The organism is Pseudomonas sp. ML96 (genome assembly GCF_000761545.1).
In the GTDB taxonomy this organism is placed as follows: domain Bacteria; phylum Pseudomonadota; class Gammaproteobacteria; order Pseudomonadales; family Pseudomonadaceae; genus Aquipseudomonas.
Genome location: NZ_JPMY01000046.1, coordinates 50,766 through 66,676, shown reverse-complemented (window position 1 = coordinate 66,676; position 15,911 = coordinate 50,766). Strand labels below are relative to the sequence as shown.

Annotated in this window: 16 protein-coding genes; all 16 read right to left on the bottom strand. The window is 62.3% G+C overall.

All coding sequences use genetic code 11. The annotated features are described in order from the left end of the window. Positions 1–55: 55 nt before the first annotated feature. Complete coding sequence (gene glmS, locus IP89_RS21735) at positions 56–1,891, bottom strand: glutamine--fructose-6-phosphate transaminase (isomerizing) (protein ID WP_043311989.1); 1,836 nt, start codon at positions 1,889–1,891, stop codon at positions 56–58. 11 nt (positions 1,892–1,902) lie between these two features. Continuing rightward, positions 1,903–2,670: a DeoR/GlpR family DNA-binding transcription regulator gene (locus IP89_RS21730; protein WP_043311987.1), complete on the bottom strand. Its 768-nt coding sequence runs from the start codon at positions 2,668–2,670 to the stop codon at positions 1,903–1,905. A 113-nt stretch (positions 2,671–2,783) separates the two neighbouring features. Next, on the bottom strand, positions 2,784–4,148 hold the full coding sequence (glmU, locus tag IP89_RS21725) for a bifunctional UDP-N-acetylglucosamine diphosphorylase/glucosamine-1-phosphate N-acetyltransferase GlmU (protein WP_043311986.1): 1,365 nt from the start codon (positions 4,146–4,148) through the stop codon (positions 2,784–2,786). Between the two features lie 117 nt (positions 4,149–4,265). Then, the gene (locus IP89_RS21720; RefSeq protein WP_043311985.1) at positions 4,266–4,685 is read right to left on the bottom strand and encodes a F0F1 ATP synthase subunit epsilon; all 420 of its coding nucleotides are present in this window, start codon (positions 4,683–4,685) and stop codon (positions 4,266–4,268) included. Positions 4,686–4,726: 41 nt separating this feature from the next. Beyond that, positions 4,727–6,103: a F0F1 ATP synthase subunit beta gene (gene atpD, locus IP89_RS21715; protein ID WP_043311984.1), complete on the bottom strand. Its 1,377-nt coding sequence runs from the start codon at positions 6,101–6,103 to the stop codon at positions 4,727–4,729. 30 nt (positions 6,104–6,133) lie between these two features. Then, a complete protein-coding gene (gene atpG, locus IP89_RS21710) occupies positions 6,134–6,994 on the bottom strand; it encodes a F0F1 ATP synthase subunit gamma (RefSeq protein WP_043311983.1) in 861 nt (286 codons plus the stop codon). Between the two features lie 50 nt (positions 6,995–7,044). After that, positions 7,045–8,589, bottom strand: a complete 1,545-nt coding sequence (gene atpA, locus IP89_RS21705) for a F0F1 ATP synthase subunit alpha (protein WP_021702536.1) — start codon at positions 8,587–8,589, stop codon at positions 7,045–7,047. A gap of 21 nt (positions 8,590–8,610) precedes the next feature. Beyond that, positions 8,611–9,147: a F0F1 ATP synthase subunit delta gene (locus tag IP89_RS21700; RefSeq protein ID WP_043311982.1), complete on the bottom strand. Its 537-nt coding sequence runs from the start codon at positions 9,145–9,147 to the stop codon at positions 8,611–8,613. Between the two features lie 12 nt (positions 9,148–9,159). Then, the gene (locus tag IP89_RS21695) at positions 9,160–9,630 is read right to left on the bottom strand and encodes a F0F1 ATP synthase subunit B (RefSeq protein ID WP_043311981.1); all 471 of its coding nucleotides are present in this window, start codon (positions 9,628–9,630) and stop codon (positions 9,160–9,162) included. Between the two features lie 55 nt (positions 9,631–9,685). Further along, positions 9,686–9,943 carry a F0F1 ATP synthase subunit C gene (gene atpE, locus IP89_RS21690; RefSeq protein WP_003097235.1) on the bottom strand — a complete coding sequence of 86 codons (258 nt, stop codon included), beginning with the start codon at positions 9,941–9,943 and terminating at the stop codon, positions 9,686–9,688. Between the two features lie 88 nt (positions 9,944–10,031). Then, complete coding sequence (gene atpB / locus IP89_RS21685) at positions 10,032–10,901, bottom strand: F0F1 ATP synthase subunit A (protein WP_043311980.1); 870 nt, start codon at positions 10,899–10,901, stop codon at positions 10,032–10,034. A gap of 16 nt (positions 10,902–10,917) precedes the next feature. After that, entirely contained in the window at positions 10,918–11,325 is a 408-nt protein-coding gene (locus tag IP89_RS21680; protein ID WP_043311979.1) for a F0F1 ATP synthase subunit I, read from the bottom strand. A 155-nt stretch (positions 11,326–11,480) separates the two neighbouring features. After that, positions 11,481–12,353 carry a ParB/RepB/Spo0J family partition protein gene (locus IP89_RS21675; RefSeq protein WP_043311978.1) on the bottom strand — a complete coding sequence of 291 codons (873 nt, stop codon included), beginning with the start codon at positions 12,351–12,353 and terminating at the stop codon, positions 11,481–11,483. A gap of 8 nt (positions 12,354–12,361) precedes the next feature. Then, the gene (locus tag IP89_RS21670) at positions 12,362–13,150 is read right to left on the bottom strand and encodes a ParA family protein (RefSeq protein WP_043311976.1); all 789 of its coding nucleotides are present in this window, start codon (positions 13,148–13,150) and stop codon (positions 12,362–12,364) included. A gap of 12 nt (positions 13,151–13,162) precedes the next feature. After that, positions 13,163–13,810, bottom strand: a complete 648-nt coding sequence (gene rsmG, locus IP89_RS21665; protein WP_043311975.1) for a 16S rRNA (guanine(527)-N(7))-methyltransferase RsmG — start codon at positions 13,808–13,810, stop codon at positions 13,163–13,165. Further along, positions 13,810–15,702, bottom strand: a complete 1,893-nt coding sequence (gene mnmG / locus IP89_RS21660) for a tRNA uridine-5-carboxymethylaminomethyl(34) synthesis enzyme MnmG (RefSeq protein ID WP_043311974.1) — start codon at positions 15,700–15,702, stop codon at positions 13,810–13,812. The genes rsmG and mnmG overlap by 1 nt, the downstream gene beginning before the upstream one ends. Positions 15,703–15,911: the final 209 nt, after the last annotated feature.

Genomic DNA, 15,911 nt, shown 5'->3' with positions numbered 1-15,911 from the left:
CCACGAATAAGGAAAAAAGCGGGGCTTTGCCCCGCTTCCTTTTTCGCTTTTTTCCTTACTCCACCGTCACCGACTTGGCCAAGTTGCGCGGCTGGTCCACGTCGGTGCCCTTGAGCACGGCCACGTAGTAGGACAGCAGCTGCAGCGGAACGGTGTAGAGGATCGGCGCCAGCACGTCGTGGATGTGCGGCATGTTGATCACCTGGGTGCCTTCGCCGTTGCTCATGCCGGCGGCGCCATCGGCGAAGACGATCAGCTCGCCGCCACGGGCGCGGACTTCCTGCAGGTTGGACTTGAGCTTTTCCAGCAGCTCGTTGTTCGGCGCCACGGTGACCACCGGCATGTCGGCGTCGACCAGGGCCAGCGGGCCGTGCTTGAGCTCGCCGGCCGGGTAGGCCTCGGCGTGGATGTAGGAGATTTCCTTGAGCTTGAGCGCACCTTCCATGGCCACCGGGTACTGGGCGCCGCGGCCGAGGAACAGGGTGTGGTGCTTCTCGGCGAACAGTTCGGCGACCTTCTCCACGGTCTTGTCCATGGCCAGTGCCTCGCCCAGGCGGGTCGGCAGGCGACGCAGTTCTTCCACCAGCTCGGCAGCGACACCGGCTTGCAGGGTACCGCGCACCTGGCCGAGGGCCAGGGTCAGCAGCAGCAGGGAGACCAGCTGGGTGGTGAAGGCCTTGGTCGAGGCCACGCCGATTTCCGGGCCGGCCTGGGTCAGCAGGCACAGGTCGGACTCGCGCACCAGGGAGCTGGTGCCGACGTTGCAGATGGTCAGGCTGGCCAGGTAGCCGGCCTGCTTGGCGTTGCGCAGTGCAGCCAGGGTGTCGGCGGTCTCGCCGGACTGGGAGATGCTGACGAACAGGCTGTCCGGCTGCACGGCCACCTGGCGGTAGCGGAACTCGCTGGCCACTTCGATCTGGCAGGGAATGCCGGTCAGCGCTTCGAGCCAGTAACGGGCGACCATGCCGGCGTGGTAGCTGGTACCGCAGGCGACGATCTGCACGTTGCGTACCTTGGCGAACAGCTCGGCGGCCTGCGGGCCGAAGGCCTGGACCAGAACGTGGTCGCCGCCCAGGCGGCCTTCCAGGGTGCGCTGCACGACCTTGGGCTGCTCGTGGATTTCCTTGAGCATGAAGTGGCGGTATTCGCCCTTGTCGGCGGCTTCGGCACCCTCGTGGTACTGCACCGATTCACGCTGTACGGATTGGCCGGCGACGTCCCAGATCTGCACGCTGTCGCGGCGGATTTCGGCGATATCACCCTCCTCCAGGTACATGAAACGGTCGGTGACCTGGCGCAGGGCGAGCTGATCAGAGGCGAGGAAGTTCTCACCCAGGCCCAGGCCGATCACCAGCGGGCTGCCACTGCGGGCGGCGAGGATGCGGTCCGGCTGGGCGGCGCTGATCACGGCCAGGCCGTAGGCGCCATGCAGCTCGGGAATGGCGGCCTTGAGCGCAGCGGTGAGGTCGCCGAGCTGCTGCAGCTTGTGGTGCAGCAGGTGGACGATGGTCTCGGTGTCGGTATCGGAGGTGAACACGTAGCCGAGGCCCTTGAGGCGCTCGCGCAGTTCCTCGTGGTTCTCGATGATGCCGTTGTGCACCACGGCCAGTTGCTCACCGGAGAAGTGCGGGTGGGCGTTGCGCTCGCTCGGCGCGCCGTGGGTGGCCCAGCGGGTGTGGGCGATGCCCAGGTGACCAGTCAGCGGCTCGCCAGCCAGGGCCTGTTCCAGCTCGGCGACCTTGCCCACGCGGCGGCGGCGCTGCAGTTCGCCGGCCTGGGTGAAGACCGCCACGCCGGCGCTGTCATAGCCGCGGTATTCCAGGCGCTTGAGGCCTTCGACCAGGATCGGGGTGATGTTGCGTTCGGCGACGGCGCCAACGATGCCACACATAGGGGTTCTCCTCAGGAAGCGGCGGCGAGGATCAGCTGGACCCCACGCGCGCGTATCTGTTCGGCCACCTGGCTATCCAGGCGGTCGTCGGTGATCAGGGTATGGAGGCTGCTCCAGGGCAGCTCCAGGTTGGGAATGCGGCGGCCGATCTTGTCGCTCTCGACCATGACGATGACCTCGCGGGCCACCTCGGCCATGACCCGCGACAGGCCGAGCAGCTCGTTGAAGGTGGTGGTGCCACGCGCCAGGTCGATGCCATCGGCGCCGATGAACAGCTGGTCGAAGTCGTAGGAACGCAGCACCTGCTCGGCGACCTGGCCCTGGAAGGACTCGGAGTGCGGGTCCCAGGTACCGCCGGTCATAAGCAGCACCGGTTCGTGCTCGATGTCGCGCAGGGCGTTGGCCACGTTCAGCGAGTTGGTCATCACCACCAGGCCGGGCTTGTGGCCGAGCTGGCGAATCATCGCTGCAGTGGTGCTGCCACTGTCGATAATGATGCGCGCGTGCTCGCGGATCAGGCTGACCGCCGCGCGGGCGATGGCCTGCTTATGACGGGAGATGGGCTGAGCCGGCTCGCCGATCAGCTCCTGCGGCATGGGCACGGCGCCACCGTAGCGACGCAGCAGCAGGCCGTTCTTCTCCAGCTCGGCCAGATCCTTTCGAATCGTAACTTCGGAGGTGGCGAAATGCTGCGCCAGGGCATCCACGACCACCTCGCCCTGCTCGTTGAGCAAGGCGAGAATCGCGTGGCGGCGCTGGGGAGTGTTGCGTTTCGACATTTAAGTTTCGATTCGAAAGATAAGTGCGCGAATCAAAACCTAATGAAAGCTTTCGGTCAAGCTCAGAATGCACAAAAGGCGGCCAAGGCCGCCTTTTGCTTACTCGCATCCGACTACTTCGGCATCTTCTGCGGGCGCTTCCAGCCTTCGATGTTGCGCTGCTTAGCGCGGCCCACAGCCAGTGCGGCCGCCGGTACGTCCTGGGTCACCGTAGAGCCGGCACCGGTGGTGGCGCCGTTGCCCAGGGTCACGGGGGCGACGATGGAGCTGTTGGAGCCGATGAACACGTCCTCGCCCATCACCGTCTTGTGCTTGTTGGCACCGTCGTAGTTGCAGGTGATGGTGCCCGCGCCGATGTTGGTGCGCGCGCCGATCTCGGCGTCGCCCAGGTAGCTCAGGTGGCCGGCCTTGGCGCCCTCGCCCAGCACCGCGTTCTTCAGCTCGACGAAGTTGCCGACATGGGCCTTGGCACCGAGCTTGGCGCCAGGACGCAGACGGGCAAACGGGCCGCAGTCGGCGCCCTCGCCCACTTCGGCACCTTCCAGGTGACTGTTGGCTTTGACGATGGCGCCGCGGCGCAGGAGGGAATCCTTGATCACGCAGTTCGGGCCGATCTGCACATCGTCCTCGATCACCACGCGGCCTTCGAGGATCACATTGATGTCGATGGTCACGTCGCGGCCCACGCTCACTTCGCCACGCACGTCGAAACGATGCGGGTCGAACAGGGTTACGCCCTGGGCCATCAGCTGGCGAGCCATACGTTGCTGGTAATGACATTCGAGCTGCGACAACTGAATGCGGTCGTTGGCGCCCAGCACTTCCATCTCGTCCTGGGCGGTCTCGGTAGCCACCACCAGGCCGTCGGCCACGGCCATGGCGATCACGTCGGTGAGGTAGTACTCGCCCTGGGCGTTGCTGTTGGACAGGCGGCCCAGCCAATCGCCGAGGCGCTTGCCCGGTACGGCGAGGATGCCGGTGTTGCCTTCGCAGATGGCGCGTTGCGCCTCGCTGGCATCCTTGTGCTCGACGATCGCCTGCACCACGCCGTTGGCGTCACGCACGATGCGGCCGTAGCCGGTGGGATCGGCCAGGTTGACCGTCAGCAGTCCCAGTTGGGACTCGTTGGCCTGCTCGAGCAGACGGGTCAGGGTCTCCACCTGGGTCAGCGGCACATCGCCATAGAGGATCAGTACCTTCTCCGCTTCCAGCGCCGGCAGCGCCTGGGCCACGGCGTGACCAGTACCCAGCTGCTCGGCCTGCAGCACGAAGTTGATATCGTCGGCCGCCAGGCGCTCGCGGACCAATTCGGCACCGTGGCCGATGACCACGTGGATCTTGCGCGGCGCCAGCTTGCGGGCGGTGTCGATGACATGGCCGAGCATGGGCTTGCCGGCAACCGGATGCAGCACCTTGGGCAAGGCCGAGCGCATGCGGGTGCCCTGGCCGGCGGCGAGGATGACGATATCGAGGGACATAGCGGAATCCTGAACGGGCACAGGTGGAACACCACCTGTGGATAAAAACGGCAGAAAAGAAAAAGGGTAGCCAAGGCTACCCTTTTACTCGCTAACGCTGAAGTCGGAGTGCGGGACTCAGTACTTCTTGCGCAGCTGCTGGACGGTACGCAGCTGGGCTGCGACTTCGGCCAGGTGAGCGGCGGCGGAACCGTAATCGAATTCCGAGCCCTTCTCGTTGAGTGCCTTCTCGGCGGCCTTGAGGGCCTCCTGGGCAGCAGCTTCGTCGATATCGCCAGCGCGGGTCACGGTGTCGGCCAGGACCTTCACCATGTTCGGCTGAACTTCGAGGAAACCACCCGAGATGTAGAACACCTCATGCTCGCCACCCTGCTTGACCAGGCGGATTGGGCCCGGTTTCAGGTCGGTGATCAGCGGGGCGTGGCCCGGAGCGATACCGAGATCGCCCAGGTTGCCGTGCGCAATCACCATCTCGACCAAACCGGAGAAGATCTCCGCTTCGGCACTGACGATGTCGCAATGGACAGTAATGGCCATACGCTTGCCTCACGAGCGCCCGTTGCCGGGCGCACAGGGGATTACAGTTTCTTGGCTTTCTCGATGGCTTCGTCGATGCTGCCAACCATGTAGAACGCCTGCTCCGGCAGGTGATCGTAGTCACCTTTCAGGATGCCGCTGAAACCAGCGATGGTGTCCTTCAGGGAAACGTACTTGCCTGGCGAACCGGTGAAGACTTCGGCCACGAAGAACGGCTGGGACAGGAAGCGCTGGATCTTACGAGCACGGGATACCAGCTGCTTGTCGGCTTCCGACAGTTCGTCCATACCGAGGATCGCGATGATGTCCTTCAGTTCCTTGTAGCGCTGCAGAACGTACTGCACGCCACGCGCGGTCTCGTAGTGGTCCACACCTACAACCAGCGGATCGAGCTGGCGGGAGGTGGAGTCCAGCGGGTCCACGGCCGGGTAGATACCCAGGGAGGCGATGTCACGCGACAGTACGACGGTGGCGTCCAAGTGGGCGAAGGTGGTCGCCGGGCTCGGGTCGGTCAGGTCGTCCGCAGGTACGTATACGGCCTGTACCGAGGTGATCGAGCCGTTCTTGGTGGAGGTAATACGCTCCTGCAGAACGCCCATCTCTTCGGCCAGAGTCGGCTGGTAACCTACTGCGGAAGGCATACGGCCCAGCAGTGCGGATACTTCGGTACCGGCGAGGGTGTAACGGTAGATGTTGTCGACGAACAGCAGAACGTCACGACCTTCATCACGGAACTTCTCGGCCATGGTCAGGCCGGTCAGCGCAACGCGCAGACGGTTGCCTGGCGGCTCGTTCATCTGACCGTAGACCAGGGCTACTTTGTCGAGAACGTTGGAGTCCTTCATCTCGTGGTAGAAGTCGTTACCCTCACGAGTACGCTCACCCACACCAGCGAACACGGAATAACCGCTGTGTTCCATGGCGATGTTACGGATCAGTTCCATCATGTTTACGGTCTTGCCGACACCGGCACCACCGAACAGACCGACTTTACCGCCCTTGGCGAACGGGCAGACCAGGTCGATTACCTTGATGCCGGTTTCCAGCAGCTCGTTGCCGCCAGCTTGTTCGGCGTACGACGGCGCAGCGCGGTGGATTTCCCACTGCTCTTCTTCGCCGATCGGGCCAGCTTCGTCGATCGGGTTGCCCAGCACGTCCATGATCCGGCCCAGGGTCGCTTTACCGACCGGAACGGAGATGGCCTTGCCAGTACGGGTGACGTCCAGGCCACGCTTCAGACCTTCGGTCGAGCCCATGGCGATGGAACGAACCACGCCGTCGCCCAGCTGCTGCTGAACTTCCAGGGTGGTTTCGGCGCCGACTACTTTCAGCGCTTCATAAACACTCGGCACCTGATCACGCGGGAATTCCACGTCGATAACGGCGCCGATGATTTGAACGATACGTCCGCTACTCATCTTTGGTTCCTCTGAATATTTGAACCGTTCTTAAACCGCGGCAGCGCCGCCGACGATTTCCGAAATTTCCTGGGTGATCGCTGCCTGACGAGCCTTGTTGTAAATCAGCTGCAGGTCTTTGATCAGATCGCCAGCGTTGTCGGTGGCGTTCTTCATCGCGATCATCCGCGCCGCTTGTTCAGCAGCGTTGTTCTCTACTACCGACTGGTACACCTGCGACTCCACATAACGCACCATCAGGCCGTCGAGCAGCTGTTTGGCGTCGGGTTCGTACAGGTAGTCCCAGTGGTGCTTGAGACCTTCATCCGGAGTCGCCACCAGGGGAACGAGCTGCTCCACTGTCGGCTTTTGCGTCATGGTATTGACGAACTTGTTCGAGACCACGGACAGACGATCGATGCGACCTTCGAGGTAAGCATCGAGCATGACCTTGACGGAACCGATCAGATCGTTGATCGACGGTTCTTCGCCCAGGTGGCTGATCGCAGCAACAACATTGCCACCAAAGTTGCGGAAGAACGCCGCACCCTTGCTGCCAATCACGCAGAGATCAACCTCTACGCCTTGCTCGCGATTGCTCGCCATGTCCTTGACCAGAGCCTTGAACAGGTTGGTATTCAGACCACCGCACAGACCACGGTCCGAACTCACCACCACGTAACCGACGCGCTTAACTTCACGCTCGATCATGAACGGGTGACGATATTCCGGGTTGGCGTTGGCCAGATGACCAATCACCTGGCGGATACGCTCCGCGTAGGGACGACTAGCAGCCATGCGCTGTTGAGCTCTGCGCATTTTGCTGGTCGCCACCTTTTCCATGGCGCTGGTGATCTTCTGCGTGCTTTTGATGCTCGCAATCTTGCTGCGAATCTCTTTTGCGCCTGCCATGTAACACCTATCAGGTTAGCAAGCGGGGGCCTCGCGACCCCCACTGCGGCTTACCAGGTTTGGGTGGCCTTGAACTTCTCGATACCGGCTTTCAGCTGGCCATCGATGTCGTCATTGAAGTCGCCCTTCTCGTTGATCTTCGCCATCAGAGCGGCGTTCTCACGGTTGAAGAAGGCGATCAGGGCCTGCTCGAAGCTGATGATCTTGGCGACTTCGACGTCGGCCAGGAAACCACGCTCGGCGGCGTACAGGCTCACCGACATGTCGGCGATCGACATCGGCGCGTACTGCTTCTGCTTCATCAGCTCGGTAACGCGCTGACCGTGATCCAGCTGCTTGCGGGTAGCCTCGTCCAGGTCAGAAGCGAACTGGGCGAAGGCCGCCAGTTCACGGTACTGAGCCAGAGCGGTACGGATACCACCGGACAGCTTCTTGATGATCTTGGTCTGAGCGGCACCACCCACGCGGGAAACCGAGATACCGGCGTTGACGGCCGGACGGATACCCGAGTTGAACATGGCCGATTCCAGGAAGATCTGACCGTCGGTGATCGAGATCACGTTGGTCGGAACGAACGCGGAAACGTCACCAGCCTGGGTTTCGATGATCGGCAGAGCGGTCAGGGAACCAGTCTTGCCAGTCACAGCGCCATTGGTGAACTTCTCGACATACTCTTCGGAAACGCGGGAAGCGCGCTCCAGCAGACGGCTGTGGAGATAGAACACGTCGCCTGGGTAAGCTTCGCGGCCCGGCGGACGGCGCAGCAGCAGGGAGATCTGGCGGTAGGCAACGGCCTGCTTGGACAGGTCGTCGTACACGATCAGGGCGTCTTCACCGCGGTCGCGGAAGTATTCGCCCATAGTGCAACCAGCGTACGGAGCCAGGAACTGCAGGGCAGCCGATTCCGAAGCCGAGGCGGCAACCACGATGGTGTTGGCCAGGGCGCCAGCTTCTTCCAGCTTGCGTACCACGTTGGCGATGGTCGATTGCTTCTGACCGATGGCTACGTAGACGCAGCGGATGCCGCTGTTCTTCTGGTTGATGATGGCGTCGACGGCCAGAGCGGTCTTACCGATCTGACGGTCACCGATGATCAGCTCGCGCTGGCCACGGCCTACCGGGATCATGGCATCGACCGACTTGTAACCGGTTTGCACCGGCTGGTCGACCGACTTACGCCAGATCACGCCCGGAGCGACTTTCTCGACAGCGTCGGTGGCTTGAGCATTGATCGGGCCTTTGCCATCGATCGGGTTGCCCAGTGCGTCGACTACGCGGCCCAGCAGTTCCGGACCAACCGGGACTTCCAGGATGCGGCCGGTGCACTTGGCGCTCATGCCTTCGGCGAGGCTGGTGTATGCACCCAGCACTACGGCGCCGACGGAGTCTTGCTCCAGGTTCAGCGCCATACCGTAGACGCCGCCCGGGAACTCGATCATTTCGCCGTACATAACGTCGGCCAGACCATAGATACGCACGATACCGTCGGAGACGGATACCACGGTACCTTCGTTGCGGGCTTGGGAAGAGACGTCGAGTTTCTCGATACGTCCCTTGATGATTTCACTAATTTCGGAAGGATTGAGTTGCTGCATTGCTCTGCTGCCCCTTCAAACTCAAGATTTCAACGCTTCGGCCAGCTTCGCGATTTTGCCGCGAACCGAGCCATCGATAACCAGGTCGCCCGCGCGGATAACCACGCCACCCAGTAGGGCAGCGTCTTCCGTCACGTGCAGACGCACTTCTCGGCTGAGCCGTGCGTTGAGAACCTTGGCGAGTTTGTCTTGCTGTTCTGTGCTCAATGCGAAGGCACTGGTCACTTCCACGTCTACCGACTTCTCCTGCTCGGCCTTGTACAGCTCGAACTGGGCGGCGATCTCCGGCAACAGGTCGAGACGACCGTTTTCGGAAACGATGGAAATGAAGTTACGTGCCTGGGCGTCGAACTTGTCACCACACACTTCGTTAAAAGCGGTGGCCTTTTCTGCGCTCGTCAAACGCGGGGCCTTGAGCACGCGCTGCATGGTGTCGTCTTGCGACACCGCTGCAGCGAGGCCCAGCATGGCCGACCAAGCGGCCAGCTGCTGGTTGCCTTGTGCGTACTCGAAGGCAGCCTTAGCGTAAGGACGGGCCAGCGTGGTCAGTTCTGCCATGATCGCCCTCGCTTAGATTTCGGCGGCCAGTTTGTTAACCAGCTCCGCGTGCGCGTTCTGATCGATGGTGGCACCCAGGATCTTCTCAGCACCGCCAACGGCCAGGGCACCCACTTGGGCACGCAGGGCGTCTTTGACGCTGTTCAGTTCCTGTTCGATCTCGGCCTGAGCCTGAGCCTTCACACGGTCAGCTTCGACGCGAGCCTGATCACGGGCTTCGTCGACGATCTGAGTGCCGCGCTTCTTGGCTTGCTCGATGATTTCAGCAGCCTGGGTTTTGGCTTCGCGCAGTTGCTGAGCCACTTTCTCGTGGGCCAGTTCCAGATCGCGAGCCGCACGGTTGGCGGCGTCCAGACCATCGGCGATCTTCTTTTGGCGTTCGCGCAGAGCCGTGATGACCGGAGGCCATACGAACTTCATGCAGAACAGCACGAAAATGAAGAACGCAACGGCCTGGCCAATCAGGGTTGCATTAATGTTCACGCCAATACCTCGCTGTTCGTTGTTTCGTCAAACCAATCAACTCGCAAGCGAGTGATTAGCCGGCGATTTGACCAACGAAGGGGTTCGCGAAGGTGAAGAACAGAGCGATACCAACGCCGATCATGGTCACGGCGTCCAGCAGACCGGCGACGATGAACATTTTCACCTGCAGCATCGGAACCATTTCCGGCTGACGAGCAGCGCCTTCCAGGAATTTGCCGCCCAGCAGGCCGAAGCCAATGGCGGTACCCAGAGCGCCCAGACCGATCAGCAGGGCAACAGCAATCGCGGTGAGACCAACTACAGTTTCCATTTTTCCTCCCGACTTTTACGTCGTATTTGTTTAAAGGGTTAAGTGAAGCGGTAAAGCGGTTTTGGTTACCTAAAGAGGCCGAAGCCTCTTAGTGGTTGTCTTCGTGTGCCATCGACAGGTAGACGATGGTCAGCATCATGAAGATGAACGCCTGCAGGGTGATGATCAGGATGTGGAACACAGCCCACGCCCAGTTCAGCGCAACACCCAGGGTGCTGAGCAGGAACAGACCACTGCCGAACATCACGGCAATCAGGATGAAGATCAGTTCGCCGGCATACATGTTGCCGAACAGACGCAGAGCCAGAGAAATCGGCTTGGCGATCAGGGTGACGAACTCGAGCAGGAAGTTCACCGGGATCAGCAGGATCTGCACAACGATGTTGCTGCTGCTGAACGGGTGCAGGGTCAACTCACCGAGGAAGCCGCCAATGCCCTTGACCTTGATGCTGTAGAACACGATCAGCGCAAACACCGACAGGGCCATGCCCAGGGTGGCGTTCGGGTCGGTAGTCGGCACCACACGGAAGAACAGGTGCTCGTTGCCGGTAATCCAGGCAGCAGTCATCGGCAGGAAGTCCACCGGCACCAAGTCCATCAGGTTCATCAGGAAGATCCAGACGAAGATGGTCAGGGCCAGCGGGGCGATCAGAGCGTTACGGCCGTGGAAGGTGTCCTTCACGCTGCCGTCGACGAACTCGATCAGTACTTCGACGAAGTTCTGCAGACCACCCGGTTGACCGCTGGTGGCGCGCTTGGCTGCCATGCGGAACAGCAGGATGAACACCAGGCCGAGAACTACCGACCAACCCAGGGTGTCTACGTGGAAGGCCCAGAAGCCCATTTCCTTTGCTTCTTGCGCGGTGTGGGCGAAGCCCCAGTCACCATTCGGCAGTTGCCCGAAAGTCAGGTTCTGCAGGTGGTGCTGGATATAGCCCGAAGCGGTTTGTTCTGCCATGTTTGCCTCAAACGCTCTAAGGTCTCGAAAGTCTTGTTCTCATCAGCAGCGGTGCGAACCAGCCAACGCTGAGCGCCAGCACGAAGACACCGAACAGGGCCGGTGCCGCCAGTGGTTTCACCACTACGAACGTCAGTGCAAACAGCACTGCCGTCAGAATCAGCTTGCCCGTCTCGCCGGCGTAGAACGACCGGACGATGCTCTGGGCGGCCCGGGCCCCGCTGAAGCGGAAAGCCTTGTGGGCGAAATACAGGTTGGGGAGCCAGGCAATAAGCCCCCCGCAGAGTCCCGAATAGCCGCTTACCGCGCCGCGCCAGCCATACAGGGCGGCGGCGGCCAACAGAATCACGACCAGTTGGGCCAGCAGCACCGGAAAGACCGGTAGACGATGGAAGGGCAGGCGGTTCGGCGTGCGGGCGTCCATCTCTCGCTGTTCCTCTGGGTCGGCACGTTAAATCAACAACTTGGCATACTTTGTGCCGACAAAATGCGCGCAGAGTATAGGGGGGGTTCCCCCCCTGTTCAACTGGCCGGTAGTGAATTCCGACCGCCCGCTACATGTGCAATTGTGTCGAGATTTCAGCGGATGTGGGCGAGTACGCCCTGCAGCTCGTCCAGCGAGTTGTAGCGGATCACCAATTGGCCCTTGCCCTTCTGACCGTGCTTGATCTGCACGGGAGCCCCTAGCTTCTCGGCCAGGCGCTGTTCCAGGCGGTTGATGTCCGGGTCGGCCTTGACCTTCTCGGCAGGCTTTTCCTTGGTATTCAGCCACTGGCGTACCAGTGCTTCGGTTTGGCGCACGGTGAGGCCGCGTGCGACAACATGTCGCGCGCCTTCCACCTGCTGTTCCAGGGGCAGACCGAGCAGGGCACGGGCGTGGCCCATCTCCAGATCGCCATGGGCGAGCAGGGTCTTGATCTCTTCCGGCAGAGCGATCAGGCGTAGCAGGTTGGTGATGGTGACCCGCGACTTGCCCACCGCATCGGCGACCTGCTGCTGGGTCAGCTCGAACTCCTGCTGCAGGCGCTGCAGGGCCACGGCTTCCTCGATCGGATTGAGGTCTTCGCGCTGGATGTTCTCGATCAGCGCCATGGCGATGGCAGCTTCGTCCGGCACTTCGCGGACCATGGCCGGGATCTTGTCCAGGCCGGCCTGCTGGCTGGCGCGCCAACGGCGTTCACCGGCGATGATCTCGAAGCGGCCGCCACCGATGGGGCGCACCACGATCGGCTGCATCACGCCCTGAACCTTGATCGAGTTGGCCAGTTCTTCCAGGGCCGACGGGTCCATGTCGCGGCGTGGCTGGTACTTGCCGCGCTGGATCAGGTCCAGCGGCAGGTGCTGCAGCTCACGGCTGTCGACCTTGACCGCTTCCTCTTCCAGGGTGGCGGCGGTACTACCGCCGAGCAGAGCGTCCAGGCCGCGGCCGAGTCCTCGTTTCTTGGTGGCCATGGGATTCCTTATGCGGTTGCGGTTTTCGCGGCAGAGCGCTGGCGGCGCACCAGTTCGCCGGCCAGGGCGAGGTAGGCGATGGCGCCGCGGGATTGCTTGTCATAGGCCAGCGCCGGCATGCCGAAGCTGGGCGCCTCAGCCAGGCGCACATTGCGCGGGATCACGGCGTCGTACAGCTGATCGCCGAAGTGTTCCTTGAGCTGGGCGCTGACATCGTTGGTCAGGCTGATGCGCGGGTCGTACATGGTACGCAGCAGGCCTTCGATCTTCAGGCTCGGGTTGAGCAGCGAGCCGATGCGCTGGATGCTGTTCATCAGGTCGCTCAGGCCTTCCAGTGCGTAGTACTCGCACTGCATGGGGATGATCACGCCATCGGCGGCGACCAGGGCGTTGACCGTGAGCATGGACAGCGCTGGCGGGCAGTCGATGAGGATGTAGTCGTAGTTCTCGCGGATCGGCGCCAGGGCATAGCGCAGGCGGCTCTCCTTCATCTTCATCTCGAGCAGCGCGACTTCCGCGGCGGTCAGGTCGCGGTTGGCCGGCAGCAGCTGGTAGCCGCCGTGCTCGGAGAACTGCATGGCCTCACCGACGGTGCTCTCGCCGATCAGCACGTCGTAGATGGAGTGCTCCAGGGTCTGCTTATCCACACCACTGCCCATGGTGGCGTTGCCCTGTGGATCGAGGTCGATCAACAGCACGCGGCGCTTGGTGGCGACCAGCGAGGCGGCCAGGTTGATGCAGGTGGTGGTCTTGCCGACCCCGCCTTTCTGATTGGCGATCGCGAATACCTTGGCCATCTTGGCTTCCCCCTAGACCGAGCGACGCAGTATCAACAGATGGCGCTGGCCTTGGCAACCGGGAACCTTGAGCACATCGCAGCTTTGCAGACGGAAGTCCGCCGGCAGCGCCTGCAGCTCGTCGTCGGGCTGCACGCCCTTCATCGCCAGCCAGTGGGTGTCGGCGTCACCGAGATGGCGGGTCCAGTTGCTGAAGTCTTCCAGCGAACTGAAGGCTCGCGAGCAGATGCCGGTGAACGGCTGCTGCGGCTGGAACTCCTCGACCCGGCTGTGGACAACTTCCAGGTTGGCCAGCTTGAGCTCCAGCTTCACCTGGGTGAGGAAGCGGGTCTTCTTGCCATTGGAGTCGAGCAGGGTGAAGCGGCGCTCGGGGAACAGGATGGCCAGCGGGATGCCGGGCATGCCGCCGCCACTGCCGACGTCCAGCCAGTTGTCGCCATGCTGGGCGACGAAGGGCACGACGCTGAGGCTGTCGAGCAGATGGCGCGAGACCATCTCGTCCGGATTGCGCACGGCGGTCAGGTTGTAGGCCTTGTTCCACTTGATCAGCAGGGCCAGATAGCCGAGCAGCTGTTCGTGCTGCTGGGCAGTGAGCGTTACGCCAAGCGTCTGCGCGCCCTGCGCGAGTTCATCGGCATGGCGTTGGGTGACCACGGACATCAGGCGCTCTGCTCCAGCTGGCGGCCGGCGCCGCGTTTCTTCAGATGGATCAGCAGCAGGGAGATGGCTGCCGGGGTCACGCCGGGGATACGACCGGCCTGGCCGAGAGTCTCGGGACGGGTGTTGCCTAGCTTGTGCTGGATCTCCTTGGACAGGCCGGAGATGCTGCTGTAGTCGAGGTCAGCCGGCAGGCGGGTGTCCTCGCTGGCACGCAGGCGCTCGATCTCGTCCTGTTGACGGTCGATGTAACCAGCGTACTTGGTCTTGATCTCGACCTGCTCGGCGACCTGAGCATCGATAGCCGGCGCTTCGGTCACTTCGGCCAGGGCAGCGTAGTCGATCTCCGGGCGGGCCAGCAGGTTGAGCAGGTTGTACTCGTGGGCCAGCGGCGTGCCAAAGCGCGCGGCAATGGCATCACCCTGCGGCGTACCCGGGCGCACCCAGGTGCTCTTCAGGCGTTGCTCTTCCTGGACGATGCCCTCGCGCTTGGCCTCGAAGGCGGCCCAGCGCACGTCGTCGACCAGGCCCAGCTCGCGGCCCTTCTCGGTCAGACGCAGGTCGGCGTTGTCCTCGCGCAGGATCAGGCGGTACTCGGCGCGCGAGGTGAACATGCGGTACGGCTCCTGGGTACCCAGGGTAATCAGGTCGTCGACCAGTACGCCGATATAGGCCTCGTCGCGACGCGGGCACCAAGCGTCCTTGCCCTGGGCGCGCAGCGCAGCGTTGCAGCCGGCCAGCAGGCCCTGGGCACCGGCCTCTTCGTAACCGGTGGTGCCGTTGATCTGCCCGGCGAAGAACAGGCCGCCGATGACCTTGGTCTCCAGGCTGTACTTGAGGTCACGCGGGTCGAAGTAGTCGTACTCGATGGCGTAGCCGGGACGCACGATATGCGCGTTCTCCATGCCGCGGATCGAGCGGACGATCTCCAGCTGCACGTCGAACGGCAGCGAGGTGGAGATGCCGTTGGGGTACAGCTCGTGGGTGGTCAGGCCTTCCGGCTCGAGGAACACCTGGTGGCTGTCCTTGTCGGCGAAGCGATGGATCTTGTCCTCGATCGACGGGCAGTAGCGCGGGCCGATGCCTTCGATCACGCCCGAGTACATCGGCGAGCGATCCAGGTTGCTGGCGATGATCTCGTGGGTACGCGCGTTGGTATGGGTGATCCAGCAGCTGACCTGGGCCGGGTGCTGTTCCTTGTTGCCAAGGAAGGACATCACCGGGATCGGCGTATCGCCCGGCTGCTCGGTCATCACCGAGAAGTCTACGGAACGGCCATCGATGCGCGGCGGGGTACCGGTCTTCAGGCGGCCGACACGCAGCGGCAGCTCACGCAGGCGCTTGGCCAGGGCAATGGAGGGCGGATCACCGGCGCGGCCGCCGGAATAGTTCTGCAGGCCGATGTGGATAAGTCCACCGAGGAAGGTACCGGTGGTCAGCACCACGTTATCCGCATGGAAGCGCAGGCCCATCTGGGTGACCACGCCTTTGACCTGCTCCTGCTCGACGATCAGGTCGTCCGCCGCCTGTTGGAATATCCACAGGTTCGGCTGGTTCTCCAGGATCTCGCGGATGGCCGCCTTGTACAGCACACGGTCGGCCTGGGCGCGAGTGGCTCGTACGGCCGGGCCCTTGCGGCTGTTGAGCACACGGAACTGGATGCCGCCTTTGTCGGTGGCGATAGCCATGGCGCCGCCCAGGGCATCGATTTCCTTGACCAGGTGGCTTTTGCCAATGCCGCCGATGGCCGGGTTGCAGCTCATCTGGCCGAGGGTTTCCACATTGTGGGTCAGCAGCAGGGTCTTCACGCCCATGCGTGCGGCCGCCAATGCGGCCTCGGTGCCGGCATGGCCGCCGCCGATCACGATCACGTCAAAACGGGAAGGGAAATCCACCACGCACCTCGATGCCTGTTGAGAAAGGGGGCTTTTGATTGGAAAGCGGGAAAGGGTGGCAAGTATAGGGAGTTGCCCTCACCGAATGAAGCCTTCTGGACAAAAAATAGCCAGCCGGTGAGCTTTTAGGAAAATAGAGAATAAAAGAGAGAAATTTTATAAAGCTTATTTTTTATGTTTATTCCTTAGCAACGCCTTTTCTGTGGATA